Below are 13854 nucleotides of genomic sequence, written 5' to 3' on the forward strand. Positions count from 1 at the left end.
TTAGTCTCTATTATATTCTTTTTTATATTCTTTTTTTTCGTACTCATCTTTCTTTGAAAAATATTTAGCTTCTAAATTAAATTTTTTAACTTTAACCGTCATATATCTTAGAAGATTTTTATCAATTGCTTCATTTTTTTCCAATTCATCAATAATTTTTCCAGGACCTTTAATCTTAAAGTGCATATAGATGCCTTTTTTATTCTTTTTAATAATGTAAGCTAAATTTAACAAACCCCAATCTTCAGTTTGTACTATTTCTCCCTCATTTTTTTCAACTATTTTAGAATATTTTTCAGTTAATTGCTTAACTTGCGCTGGGCTAGTATCTTGTCTAGCAACTATTGTGTGTTCGTATAAATTCATAATTGTTCTTTAATAAAAAGTGAGGATATACTATTATAATTATTGAATTACAACACTTAAAACCATAATAAACTTTAGATATTTAAATGTTTTCTGTTATTTTTCCAGGTCAAGGCTCACAATTAGTAGGAATGGGTAAAGACCTACATGCCAAATATAGCTTAGTTCAAGATCTATTCAAGGAAGCAAATGATACTCTTGGTTTCTCACTATCAAATCTTATTTTAAATGGTCCTAAGGAAGAATTAGACTTAACTGAAAATACACAACCAGCAATATTTTTGCTCAGTTATTCAATATTTAAGTTAATCAAAGAAGAGTTTAAAATTGATTTAGATAAAGCAAAATTTTATGCAGGACATTCTTTAGGAGAGTACTCTGCATTGACCGCAGCTGGGTCATTGTCATTTTCAGATACTTTAAAGATATTAAAAATTAGAGGTAGTGCGATGCAAAACTCTGTTCCAAAAGGAGTGGGTGGAATGGTTGCAGTTTTGGGCTCTGAAATTAAAATAATAAAAAAAATTATTGATGAGAATAAAGATAAATACGAATGCTTTATTGCAAATGACAATTCTGTAGGTCAGATCGTTTTAAGTGGAAAAATTGAAGACCTGGAGAAAATTATGGTTGATTTGAAAGCTTCAAATATTAAAAATATCAAATTACCGGTTAGTGCTCCGTTTCATTGTAAATTGATGAATAATGCAACACTTGTAATGAAAGAAGAAATAGCAAAATTAAATTTTAACGAACCTAAAAACATCCTTATTTCAAATGTAACAGGAAAAGAAATATCTAATTCGAATGAACTAAAAGAATTACTAGTTAAACAAATTGAAAGTAGTGTTCGTTGGCGTGAGAGTGTTTTATTAATGATTGAGAAGGGTGTTACAGAGTTTATTGAAATAGGACCAGGCAAAGTTTTATCTGGATTAATAAAGAGAATTGACAAAAATGTTAAAGTTAGTGCAATAAATTCAGAAGAGGATATAAAGTTAATTAATATCAATGAGTAGTTTAAAAGATAAAAATATTATAATCACAGGTGCTTCAGGTGGAATTGGTAATTCAATAGTTGAGAAGTTAAACCATAATGGTGCAAATATTTTAGCTACGGGTACAAGAATTGAGAAACTAGAAGAGTTAAAAGAAAAATTTAGTAATATAAAAATTCTTAAATTTGATATTTCTCAACATGATAAAATCGAGGAATTTATAGAAAATGCTACCAAAGAACTAGGTGGATCTTTAGATTGCATTGTTAATAATGCAGGCATTACAAAAGATAATTTAACTATTAGAATGAGCTTAGAAGAGTGGTCAAAAGTTATAAATATTAATTTAACTTCTACATTTCTAATGTGTAAATATTCGATTAAAAAGATGCTTAAAAATAAATCTGGAAAAATTATCAATATAACCTCTGTTGTTGGACATACTGGTAATGTTGGACAAGCAAACTATACTGCATCTAAGGCAGGTATAGTTGCAATGTCAAAAAGCTTAGCTATTGAATACGCAAAAAAAAATATTAATGTTAATTGCATATCCCCAGGCTTTATAAGCACTGCTATGACAGATCAAATAGATGAAAAATTTAAAGAAACAATAATTGCTAAAATTCCATCTAATAGACTGGGTAAACCTGAAGATATTGCTAATGCAGTTAATTTCTTAAGCTCAGATCAGTCAGACTATATTAATGGAGAAACATTACATATTAATGGGGGCATGTATTTGGGTTGACAAAACTACTTTTTGAACTAATAACGAAATATAACAAAAAGGAACATTATGTCAGAAGATATTTCAAGCAAAGTTAAAAAAATTGTAGCAGATCACTTAGGTATTGATGAAGCTAAAGTATTAGACGATTCAAGCTTCATAGATGACCTTGGAGCAGATAGTTTAGATACAGTTGAGTTAGTAATGGCTTTTGAAGAGGAATTTGGTTCAGAAATTTCAGATAGTGAAGCTGAAAAAATTCTTACTGTAGGTGACGCTGTTAACTTTATAGCAGGAAAAGCAAACTAGAAATTAAATGTCCATAAAAAAAGATGGGATAATGGTAATTTTATCATCCCCATCTGGGGCAGGTAAAACAACCTTAGTAAAACTCCTCTCTAAAAATAAAAATTTTCATATTTCAGTTTCTCATACCACAAGAAAACCTAGACTTAACGAAATTGCAGACAAAGATTACTACTTTGTTGATCATGATAAATTTGAAAATTTAATAAAAAATGAAGAATTCTTAGAGTACGCAAAAGTATTTAATCATCTTTATGGAACAACCAGAACACCAGTAATCGAAAAATTAGAAAAAGGTAAAAATGTAATATTTGATATTGATTGGCAAGGAGCTGATCAAATCAAGAATAAAAAATTAAATTATAAATTAATTACTTTTTTTATTTTACCTCCTAGCAAAGAGATACTATTTGAAAGACTATCAAATAGAGACATGAAAGATAAACTAATAGTAGAAGAACGCATGAAAGAGTTTAGCAGAGATGTTTTGCATTGGATTAATTATGATTACGTAATTATTAATGACAATCTAGAAGAATGTTATTCTAAAATTAGCAGTTTAATTGATGCCGAAATTAACAATGGCTCGAAAGACTACGATAAAGATTTCATTAGAAAACATGTTGAAAAACTAACCTTTTAAGTCTTCATATTCTTTTACAAGTTTAAAATATACTTCTGGCTCAAGGTTTTGAGGTCTAAGATTAAGATCAATACCAAATTTTTCTGCAACTTCTTTTCCATTATCAAAAACTTGGTTAAAGGGTTTTTTTAACATTTTTCTTCTTTGGCTGAAGAATATCCTAGTAATTTTTTCAAGGTTTTTAGGATCTTTCAACTTAAAAAAATTTTCTTTGGGAGTAAATAAAAGTAAAGAACTATCTATTTTAGGTCTTGGTGAAAAGCTTTGTGGTTTAATGTCTAATATCTTTTTTACATTTAATTTCCAGCTAGATAAAATTGATAGTCTGCCATAATTAGAGTTATTAAATTTAGATATAATTCTATCAGCAACTTCTTTTTGGAACATTAAAACCAGACTATCGAACCAAAAATTTGATCCAATATTAAGAATCCATTTAGATAAGATTTCTGTTGAAATGTTATAAGGTAAATTACCAAAGACAGATAGTTTTTGATCCGAGATAGTACTTTCAGATACTTTTAAGATATCATCATTGATGATTTTAATTTCCGTATCAAACTTTTCCTTTAGTAATATGGCTAAATCATCATCTTTTTCTACAACATAGAGTTTCTTTGGTTTCTTTTTTAAAATATATGTCGTTAGATTTCCACTACCTGGTCCAATTTCTAAGACTTCCTTGTTAGTAATATCGGTTATAGATACAATTTTTTCAAGCACTTCTCTATCTATTAAGAAATTTTGCCCAAGGCTTTTTTTTGCTTTTATGAACACTTATTTATCCAAAAACTTTAAGGCCTGAATTAAGCTTTTTGGATCAGATAAATTTTTACCCAGCATTGAATAATTTGGTCCATGATCTGGAGAAATACGAGTAAATGGTAGGCCTAAAGTAATATTAATTGCATCAAAACCAAATAAAGCCTTCATAGGAGAAAGTACTTGATCATGATACATACCAATAATTACATCATATTTCTTTAATAAAAATTTTGTAAAGATAGTATCAGCTGGAAATGGACCATTAATTTTATTATTTTTTAATCGTAATTTCTTAATAGCTGGAATTATAACTTTATCCTCTTCAGAATTTTGAAAATTACTTTCACAGTGGGGATTTAACCCAGTTATTGCAATCCTTGGTAGTTTATTAAATTTTGTTTTATAAAATTTATTAATCAGGTTAACTTGAGTATATATTTTTTGTTTTGTTATTTTTTTATGAACATCTTTTAAAGCAAGATGGGTTGTAAGAGGACTAACAGATAAATTTTTATTAAATATTAACATTGCAACATCTTTTTTTTTGGTTTTCTTTGCAAGATATTCAGTGATACCTAAAGTTTTACCTTTTAAAAAAGACTTTTTGGAAACAGGACCATTGATAAATTTGGATAAATTATTTTGTTTCATAAAATTTAAAGCAACTTTAAAAGTTTCATCTATGTACTTATTAGATTTACTAGTAATTTTTTCAAAGCATTTTTTAAATTTATAATCAACATTAATTAAATTAATTTTTTTATTAGTAAGTTTGGAGAAATCTTTTAACTCCTTGTCAATATCATTTATTTTGAAATAAAAATCTAATTTTTTCATCTGTTCTTGAAGTAATTTTTTAGAAATAATGATTATTAAGGGTGACTTATAAATATTAGTTTTTAAACTTTTAAAAAAAATTTCTAAAAAAATACTGTTGGGCTCTCCACCCACTATTATTATTGGTTCCTTACCCATTAAAATCTAGATTCTTTTTGATCTTGTTATAATAAATTTTTGAATATTGATTCAACTGTCTGTTACGTTCATAGTTAATTGCTTTTTTTAATTCATTTTCAATATCAATAGTAGTTTCAGAACTTTTTATATTTATTAATTTTAATATTAATATACCGTTTGATAAAATTATAGGTTTTGTAAATTCTCCCACTTTTAAGCTGCTTATATTTTTTCTAATATTATTATTAAGTGAATTTTCATTGATCCAACCAATATCACCACCAATTTTAGCTGAATCAGAAAAACTATATGTTGCAGCACTATTTTCAAAACCTATTTCATTTATGCTTTTAACAACTTCTTTATATTTTTTTTCGATCTCTTCTTTGTTTTTAACTTCAAAGATAATTTCAGATAAATTATATTCTTTTGATTCAATTTTGTTATTTTTTAGAAGCTCTTCTTTTAATACAGCCTCATTAATTACAACTTTAGATGAATATTTTTTTATAATTAGTTCATTCCACAAAGCATCAATAGTAATTTTTTTTTCGATATCACTTATTTTTAAATCATAATCTTTTAAATAAATTTCAAATTCATTTATTGATTTTAGATTTAACCTTGAATAAATATTTTTTAGTAAAAGTTCAGAATAGTCTTCATTTAATTTTATTTCTTTAAAATTTTTTGATATTTCTATTTTTTTTATCTTCTCTCTTATTATTGATTCGTTAGAAATATTTAATATCTTTTCTTGATCTAACTCTTTTAAAGAATTATTTAGAGCCACAAGATATTTAAATTCATTTTTAATATCAATGTTAGTTATAATTTCGTCTTGAATATTATGAATTATTTTTGTTTCAATTGATTGAGCATGAAAACATATTATGACAAATAAAAATATTAAAATTTTCTTTTTCATATAATCCTATTTTAAAGCCATTTTATCTGGTGAAAAAGTTCCAAGTGGAACAATAGTTATAGAGAAAAATAATTCTTCAACTGGTTTAATATCAGCATCATTATAATAATTCTTCTTATATTTTATACCTGCAACCAAACAATCATTTTTATACTCATACACCAAATCATAGTACTCTGTTAAATCAAGCTTTCGATTTCTTCTTGTGTTAAATGATATAGAATTTTGATCATCAAAGTTATATTTTGTTGTATTTTCAATTATATTTGTACTGCCAACAGCACCTCTTTCCTCTAAATAATCAAAATGAGTAATAAAATTTCCAAATTCTATTTTAGTTATTAAAGAATTGTATTCAAAAGTATTCAAATCATCTGTTAAAGAAAAATTGTAGCCTAATGAAATATTTCTAGTAGGTTTAAAATTAAATTCCCCAAATATATTGGAGTTTTTTTTATTTAAAGTACTACTTGTAGGTATATTCTTTTCTTCATCTAATCTAAAAACTGATGCAAGTTTAAAATCAATATATTCTTCAATTTTATCTATTTTATTATCAACGTTAACTTTTTCTTTTTTGAAGTTTAAGCCCAATGTAATAGACTCACCGGACTCAAATGAGTTTCCTAAACTTAATCGATTAGAAGAAAAAACATTACTAATATCAATTCTTCTAGACTCGTTTTTATTGTTTTTCATTTCATGGGGGCTAAACCTTAAAGACAGCTTTGGTTCTAAAGTATCAAATGTTGTGGAATTTTTTTTAATTAGTGGCAATGAAGCATTATATGTATATGCGCTCATTAATTCTGATTGTGGACTATTTTTATATGTAGGGTTATTTTTACCAACAGTATTGATATTTTTCAAAGCAATTTCAAAATTTGTTTTAATTCCATTATCAAAGAATTTACTTAAAGCAGAGTAAATTAAATCATTTGAAATTGTAGATCCAACAACATTCGTATCATTTAAAGTGTTATTTCCATATGAATTGAGATTAAAACTGCCATCAATATTATTAAAACTAAAATTTTTTGAAAAATTATAACTAGGTAGCACATATTGATATCTATCGCTATTGGAGCCATTTAAAGTTTCGTACATTTCAAATGAGGTTGTTAGATCATAACTTTCATGCTCTAGATCAAATTTAATTTTAGATTCAAGCACACTGTTGTCATCTAGTAGAAGAGGAGATTGTAGATCAAATAACTTCAAATAGTTATCATTTGATACTTTTTGATAGTTAATTTGAAGCATACTTTTTTTGAAGTTGTCCAACGACAAATCTACTAACGTATTAGTGAAAAGATGAGACCTTGTACCTCCCGTGTCTTGAGAACTAGAGTCATGGCCATTAACAAAGCTAAAATCGGCTATTGTAAGTGAATTCCTTGTTTTTTGTCTATACTCATTTTGTAATAAAAATTTGTTATCTTCAAAGAGCCTTGGTTTTATTGTTAGATCTTTATCATCAGATATGGCCAAAAAATACGGCACATAAATTGAGCTACCAAGATTATTTGAGCTACCAAATTCAGGCATTAAAAGACCAGATTGTCTTTTTACAGATGGGTCTGGATGAAAAAATTTAGGAAAGTAAACAACAGGAAAATCATATATTTCTAACCAAGCATTTTTATAATTAATCTGTTTTTTAATTTTATCATGGTGAATTTCATCTGATGTAATTTTCCAGGGGGGGCATTTATCTGTTTTTTTACATGATGTAAAAACACCTTTTTTAAAGTAGGTATTAATCTTGTCTCCAAATCCTGAAACTGCACTTATTCTTGGATCATTCTCGTTATCCCCGAATAAATCTTTGTGGAAGTTTGCAATAATATCTTTTCCTAAAAATTCATTTTTTTTTAAGTCAAAAAAACCAGTTTTAAGAAAAAATTCATCACTTTTATTTTCTTTATCACTAGTTATAGCTACTATATTTTCACCCTTAAGAATTTCTTGATTAATAGAGTATTGAAACTGCTCAAGTTTATAGGTATTAGACTCATTATCGGTAATAATTGCATTTTTTTTAGATGATAAAATCATCTTATTTTTAAAAAGAATTAAATCAAAACCTTCAATATCGTATTTATTTGAAATTTTAATTAATGTTTTACCTACTGTGAAAATTTTTTCTTCATTCTTAAGATAAAAAATTTGTTGAGCGTTAATAGTTATGTTGTTATTTAAATCAAAAAGCTGAACATCACCATTTGCTTCCAGTCTGTTGATTTCTTTTAAATACTCAAAGTTGTCTGATATTAATTTAAGCTGACTATCAGTTCTAATTGTACCCCTGTTATTGCCTTTATATATATTTCCATTTTCAGTAATTTCTAAATCAGAAATTTCAAAAATAAATTCTTCTCCAAGAACTCGACTAAAGTTAGATATAGTAAATAAGATCACAAGAAAGAAAGTTATAAATTTATTTTTCATTTAACTTTATTATAGAGATGAAATTTATTATTGATAATATAATTAAAGGCAAAAAAATTGAAAGTGTTACAGGAATTTTTTCATTTGTGCCTAGGACACTTAAAAAATTATTAATATAGTAAATAATTACAGACAAAAAAATTCCTAATGTAATCTTATAAAAGGTATTTTTTTGGTAGCCAATGGTAAACATAATAATAGCAGAAAAAATTGTAATTAGAGTTAAGTAAACCGGATAAGAGACAATTTTCAATAAGTGAGAATTTATATCAGTTACAGAATAATTTAAAGACATATAACTTTTTCTTAATGTAATTAAATCAATTATACTTAAAGAAGAAAGGTTTGAAAATAAGCTATTTATTTTTTGTAAGTCAAAATTTGAATGTAATATCAATTCATTCAAAGTACTTTGTGAATTACCTTTTAGAGTTATTGGATTAAATATTTTCCATTTTTTTGATGTAATATCAACTCTTTCACTTTGTAATACTTCGACTAAATCAAAATCTTTATTGAACTTTGTTATGGAAACATTGAGTAAAAATTCATTGTTGACCTGGCGGGCATTAATTATGTTTATATTGTCATTTATTTCATCTTTGATCCAAAGACCATTTTCAGTGATAACAGCTAAATACTTATTATCATCTGAATAGTTATTTTTAATTAATAGATATGAGTTTTTTAAAATAGATGATCCGTTATAAAAAAAAATAACCATAATAATTCCAAGAATAAATGAATATAAACCTAAAATTTTTATGATTTTTATATTATTTAAACCAGAGTACTTAAAGATCTGTAGTTCATTTTTGTCAATAAGATGAATAAAAAATACTTGAGTGCCCAACAAAAAAATAAAAGGAAGTATTTCAAATAAGACCGAAGGTGTATTTAATAGAGACAAAAAGAAAAGATAAAAAAAACTTAAATCTATATTTTTAAAAAATTCAATTTGTTCAAGGATATTTGTAATTAAAATGATAATAAAAAAAGTAATAAAAATTTTTAATAATGAAATGTTAAAAAGGTTAATTAAAAATTTAATATAGGTTTTCATACTTTATTAATTTTTAATTTTATTACAAAATAGAGATAGATAATTAATGTTAAGATTAATGGAAAAATTGAAAGAAATATGTTCTGCATTAAATTCGTACTTATTAATTTTGAAGATGATTCTAAAAAAATAATAAAAAGAAAAGCAAATAAATAAATCTTAAATTTATTAATATTAAATGAATGGTCACTTTTAGATTTTAATATAAATAAAAGTGAAATTGAAATTAGAAAAGTTATATATAAAGGTTTTACCAATCTTGAGTATAGCTCTTTATAGACATTCTCTAAATTATCTAATCTACAGTTTTTAATATTTTCTATTTCTATATTTGTAGAATTAATTATTGAACCATTAAAAAATAAAGAGCATTTAATTAAATTTATTGTTTTTGTTTCTTGTGTCTTTTGGTAGGTAGTTGTGTTAGAATTAAATTTTGAAATATTATAATCAATTTTTGAGAATTCAAATTCTGAAATTTTCCCATTTATGACATTGATAGATTTACCATCATATAATGTTAATATCTTTTTATTATTGTCTATATTTACTATTGCAGTTTTAGCAAAAGTAGTTTGTGAGTTATTAATATCTGTTTTTTCATTTAAGAATATATTTATTAATTCACCTTTTTTATTTTTTTCATCAAAGTAAATTGTCAAATTTCCAATAATATCTATAAACTTTTTAGGCTTGAGAACACTTTCAAAAAAATCTAAGTTAGATGATCTTATAAAGGATCTTGCTTTATCTTGAGCAAAAGGAGTTATTACAGCATTCAATAATAAACTAATAAGTACGAACCAGAGAGAAAATTTTATAAAAAAATTTATAAAATTAATTTTTTTAATTCCAAAATTCCAAAATATAACTAGCTCATTTTTATTCTCATACTTTAATAATATGTATGAAAATGCCAAAAATATAGCAAAGGGAAAGATTCTACTAATTATTTTAGGAAAGCTAAGTAATGTATATTTAAAATATACAAGAAAACCATGACCGTCCTCTATAACAAAATCGAGATAATTAACTGCCTGCAATACCCAAATAATTATACTGATGGTAAATACAACTAATAAGAAAAAATTTACACAATCTTTAGATAATTTTTTATAAACAATTTTTTTCATTGAAATACAGTAAATTAGCTCTTATATACCACTCAACTCGCATAGAGTGTATTTAAAATTTATGACTATTCAAATTAATTACAAAAAAATAAGTTCAAAAAAAGACTTAGCCAACCTTGTCTTATTTGTTGATGAAAAATTCAATATTAACAATTTAAAAAAATATCTATCAAATTTAGAATTTTCTTACATATCTGATTTATTAAAAAATAGTGATTTGAAAAAAGATTTACTTTCTTTTGAAGTTAATTCAAAAAAGACAGTATTTTTAGTATCCATTAAGAAAGATATAAAAATATCAGATATAGAAAATTTAGGAGCTAAATTTCATAGTTATATTAATAATGATAAGAAAAAAGAATACTTTGTAAATTCAGATACAATTAATAATAAAATTAAAAATTTTGTTGGTTACTTTCTGCATGGACTTAAATTAAAATCATATGAATTTAATATTTATAAATCTAAAAAAAACAAAGAAACTGTTCTCATAAATGTTATAGGAAACAAAAATAAAATATCTACTCAAGATCATTTAAGATTTAAAGCTCTAGAAGAAGGAAGTTTTTTTGCAAGAGACCTTGTGTCTGAACCAGGAAATGTTTTACACCCTGATGAATATGCAAAAAGAATAAATACACTTAAAAAATTTGGATTGAAAATAAATATCTATGATGAAAAAAAATTAAAAAAACTTGGAATGAATGCGTTACTTGGTGTAGGGCAAGGTAGTATTAGAGGATCATATCTTGTAACAATGGAATGGAATGGAGCAAAAAATAATTCCAATCCTTTAGCTTTTGTTGGAAAAGGTGTTTGTTTTGACACTGGAGGTTACTCTTTAAAACCAGCAAAGTTTATGGAAGATATGACTTATGATATGGCAGGCTCAGCTACTGTGGTGGGTTTAATGAAAAATTTAGCAATAAGAAAAGCAAAAATAAATGCTGTTGGTGTTGTAGGGCTTGTTGAGAATATGGTTAGTGGAAACGCACAAAGACCTGGAGACATTGTAAAATCTTATAGTGGTAAAACAATAGAGGTATTAAATACAGATGCTGAAGGTAGATTAGTTTTGGCTGATGCTTTAACTTTTACTGAGAAAAAATTTAAACCTAAGTTTATGGTTGATCTAGCAACTTTAACAGGGGCTATTATAGTTTCATTAGGCTCTGAATATGCAGGACTATTTTCAAACGATGACAAATTGTCAAAACAATTATTAGAAGCAGGTGATAAAGTTGAAGAAAAATTATGGAGAATGCCATTGCATAAAAACTTTGACAAACTTATAGACTCAAAAAATGCAGATATGCAAAATATTAATTATGTAGGTGGTGCAGGATCTACAACTGCAGCACAATTTTTACAAAGATTTATTTTAAATAAAACGCCTTGGGCTCACTTAGATATAGCTGGTATGGCATTTTCAAAATATGGTGGTGCTTTAAATTCAGGCGGTGCAACTAGCTATGGAGTAAGATTATTAAACCAACTAATAGAGGATAATTATGAGTAATATAGAACAAACACTATCAATCATTAAACCTGATGCTGTTGAAAGAAATTTAGATAACGAAATCAAAGAAATGTTTGCAGATAAAGGTTTTAAAATTATCAAAGATAAAAAAATTCAGATAACAAAAGCAGAAGCAGAACAATTTTATAAAGTTCATGAAACTAAACCTTTTTATAATGATTTATGCGCTTATTTGTCTTCAGGCCCAATTGTCGTGATGATACTTGAAAAAGAAAATGCAGTTTTAGGAAACAGAGAATTAATGGGTGCAACTAAACCAGAAGATGCTGCAGAAGGCACTATAAGAAAAAAATATGGAATTTCTATTGATAAAAACTCTGTACATGGTTCTGATAGTGTTGAAAACGCTAAAATTGAAATTAATTTTTTCTTTAAAGATTAATTAAATAATTTTTTTATAGCCGCTGGATAGAGCTTGTGCTCTTGTTTTAAAACTTTTTTAGCTAAAGAAATAGAAGTATCTTTTTTTGAAATTTTAACTTTCTTTTGCAGAATTATTTTTCCTGAATCAAGCTTTGCTGTTACAAAATGAACAGTACAACCAGCTACCTTATCTTTATTTTGTATTGCTTTAAAATGAGTATCAAGCCCTTTATATTTTGGCAGTAAAGAAGGATGCATATTAACTATTTTTCCATTAAATTTTTTAATAAAACTTTTAGATAAAATCTTCATAAAGCCTGCAAGGCAAATAAACTTTATATTTTCTTTTTTTAATAAATTTAATATTTTTGTTTCAGCTATTTTATAGTTTTTAAAGCTTGATACATATTTTTTTATATTAAATTGATTTGAAAACTTTAAACCTTTGGCTTTTGAAGTATTTGAAAAAATTAAATCTATGGATATAGGTGAATTTTTTATTTTAGAAAATTTTATTAAATTTTTTAAATTACTTCCAGTTCCAGATATAAATACTGCTGTTTTAATCTTTTTAGGACCAGTCAATTTTACCATTAAGTTTAACTTTATATTTTCCTGCAGTTATTTTTCCAATAACATAGGGTTTAAATTCCTTTGTAAAAAATTTAGTAATTTTATTTAAATTTTTAGGATTAACTATTAAACAAAAACCAACTCCACAGTTAAATGTTTTTAACATTTCTTCGTCATCAATGTTATTTTGCTTCAACCATTTAAAAATTTTTTTAGTTCTAACTTTATTTAAATCTAAATCAGCGACTAATTTATCTGGAATAACTCTCTTAATATTATCTGCTAGTCCACCTCCAGTAATATTTGCACACCCATTTAAAAGATTGTTATTAATTAAATTTAGAACTTCTTTGACATAAATTTTTGTAGGTCTTAGTAATTCTTTTTTTAAAAATGAATTTTTTTTTAAATTAATCTTTTTTTTATTAAGCACATGCCTAACTAAAGAATAACCATTTGAGTGAACACCACTAGATGGTATAGCCAGCACTAAGTCATTTTTTTTTATATTCTTCTTTGATAGTATTTTCTTTTCATCAACCAAACCTACTGCAAAACCTGCTATATCGAATTTACCTTTTTCATAGGTACCTGGCATTTCTGCTGTTTCGCCACCAACCAATTCACAGTTTGAAATTTTACAGCCTCTTACTATTCCTTTGAGGATCAATTTTAATTTATTTAAATCAATTTTATTAATAGAAATATAATCTAAAAATAAAAGTGGTCTTGCTCCTTGAACAATTAGGTCGTTTACACTCATGGCAACTAAATCAATGCCAATTGTGTCATATTTATTGAGTAAATTGGCAATCTCTACTTTTGTACCAACACCATCAGTGCAAGCTACAATTTTAGGATTTTTAAGATTTTTTGGAATATTAGTTATAGAGCCAAAGCCACCAATATTATTAAACTTTTTTTGGCCTTTTTTGTTTGATGATATTGACGATATAAATTTAACAAAATTATCAGCAGCATTTATGTTTACACCACTTTTTTCATAGGTAAATTTTTCTTTTTTCATTAGTATAGTAT

15 protein-coding genes are annotated in these 13854 nt (G+C 25.5%); 6 read left to right on the forward strand and 9 right to left on the reverse strand.

Features of this window, described 5'->3' with window-relative positions; translation table 11 throughout:
* Entirely contained in the window at nt 1-366 is a 366-nt protein-coding gene (gene rpsF / locus AC5SL4_RS01565) for a 30S ribosomal protein S6 (protein ID WP_006997208.1), read from the reverse strand.
* A gap of 86 nt (nt 367-452) precedes the next feature.
* Between rpsF and fabD the strand changes: the two genes are divergently transcribed.
* From fabD to gmk, 4 genes are read left to right on the forward strand one after another with little or no spacing between them, the layout of a single operon-like run.
* Nucleotides 453-1385: an ACP S-malonyltransferase gene (fabD, locus tag AC5SL4_RS01570; protein ID WP_494587481.1), complete on the forward strand. Its 933-nt coding sequence runs from the start codon at nt 453-455 to the stop codon at nt 1383-1385.
* Complete coding sequence (gene fabG / locus AC5SL4_RS01575; protein ID WP_494587482.1) at nt 1378-2115, forward strand: 3-oxoacyl-[acyl-carrier-protein] reductase; 738 nt, start codon at nt 1378-1380, stop codon at nt 2113-2115. The genes fabD and fabG overlap by 8 nt, the downstream gene beginning before the upstream one ends.
* A 48-nt stretch (nt 2116-2163) precedes the next feature.
* On the forward strand, nt 2164-2403 hold the full coding sequence (locus tag AC5SL4_RS01580) for an acyl carrier protein (RefSeq protein WP_006997205.1): 240 nt from the start codon (nt 2164-2166) through the stop codon (nt 2401-2403).
* Nucleotides 2404-2410: 7 nt separating this feature from the next.
* Nucleotides 2411-3043: a guanylate kinase gene (gene gmk / locus AC5SL4_RS01585; protein ID WP_494587483.1), complete on the forward strand. Its 633-nt coding sequence runs from the start codon at nt 2411-2413 to the stop codon at nt 3041-3043.
* Here the strand turns inward: gmk and rsmA are convergent.
* From rsmA to AC5SL4_RS01615, 6 genes are read right to left on the reverse strand one after another with little or no spacing between them, the layout of a single operon-like run.
* Nucleotides 3032-3820 carry a 16S rRNA (adenine(1518)-N(6)/adenine(1519)-N(6))-dimethyltransferase RsmA gene (gene rsmA, locus AC5SL4_RS01590; protein ID WP_494587484.1) on the reverse strand — a complete coding sequence of 263 codons (789 nt, stop codon included), beginning with the start codon at nt 3818-3820 and terminating at the stop codon, nt 3032-3034. The genes gmk and rsmA overlap by 12 nt on opposite strands.
* The gene (gene pdxA / locus AC5SL4_RS01595; protein WP_011281885.1) at nt 3821-4783 is read right to left on the reverse strand and encodes a 4-hydroxythreonine-4-phosphate dehydrogenase PdxA; all 963 of its coding nucleotides are present in this window, start codon (nt 4781-4783) and stop codon (nt 3821-3823) included.
* Nucleotides 4776-5693: a peptidylprolyl isomerase gene (locus AC5SL4_RS01600; RefSeq protein WP_494587485.1), complete on the reverse strand. Its 918-nt coding sequence runs from the start codon at nt 5691-5693 to the stop codon at nt 4776-4778. The genes pdxA and AC5SL4_RS01600 overlap by 8 nt, the downstream gene beginning before the upstream one ends.
* Before the next feature lie 6 nt (nt 5694-5699).
* A complete protein-coding gene (locus tag AC5SL4_RS01605; protein ID WP_494587486.1) occupies nt 5700-8144 on the reverse strand; it encodes an LPS-assembly protein LptD in 2445 nt (814 codons plus the stop codon).
* On the reverse strand, nt 8134-9207 hold the full coding sequence (locus AC5SL4_RS01610; protein ID WP_494587487.1) for an LptF/LptG family permease: 1074 nt from the start codon (nt 9205-9207) through the stop codon (nt 8134-8136). Before AC5SL4_RS01610 ends, AC5SL4_RS01605 begins: the two co-directional genes overlap by 11 nt.
* Nucleotides 9204-10340 (reverse strand): LptF/LptG family permease, encoded by a 1137-nt coding sequence (locus AC5SL4_RS01615; protein WP_494587488.1) that lies wholly within the window; start codon nt 10338-10340, stop codon nt 9204-9206. The genes AC5SL4_RS01610 and AC5SL4_RS01615 overlap by 4 nt, the downstream gene beginning before the upstream one ends.
* A gap of 61 nt (nt 10341-10401) precedes the next feature.
* Between AC5SL4_RS01615 and AC5SL4_RS01620 the strand changes: the two genes are divergently transcribed.
* Both AC5SL4_RS01620 and ndk read left to right on the forward strand, forming a co-directional pair.
* Entirely contained in the window at nt 10402-11859 is a 1458-nt protein-coding gene (locus AC5SL4_RS01620) for a leucyl aminopeptidase (protein ID WP_018413962.1), read from the forward strand.
* The gene (gene ndk, locus AC5SL4_RS01625) at nt 11852-12262 is read left to right on the forward strand and encodes a nucleoside-diphosphate kinase (protein ID WP_018413963.1); all 411 of its coding nucleotides are present in this window, start codon (nt 11852-11854) and stop codon (nt 12260-12262) included. Before AC5SL4_RS01620 ends, ndk begins: the two co-directional genes overlap by 8 nt.
* Here the strand turns inward: ndk and purN are convergent.
* Together purN and purM are read right to left on the reverse strand one after the other, a co-directional pair.
* Entirely contained in the window at nt 12259-12837 is a 579-nt protein-coding gene (purN, locus tag AC5SL4_RS01630) for a phosphoribosylglycinamide formyltransferase (protein WP_006997195.1), read from the reverse strand. The genes ndk and purN overlap by 4 nt on opposite strands.
* Nucleotides 12815-13843: a phosphoribosylformylglycinamidine cyclo-ligase gene (gene purM / locus AC5SL4_RS01635; protein WP_006997194.1), complete on the reverse strand. Its 1029-nt coding sequence runs from the start codon at nt 13841-13843 to the stop codon at nt 12815-12817. The genes purN and purM overlap by 23 nt, the downstream gene beginning before the upstream one ends.
* Nucleotides 13844-13854: the final 11 nt, after the last annotated feature.

This window comes from Candidatus Pelagibacter sp. PS_02, from assembly GCF_059418065.1.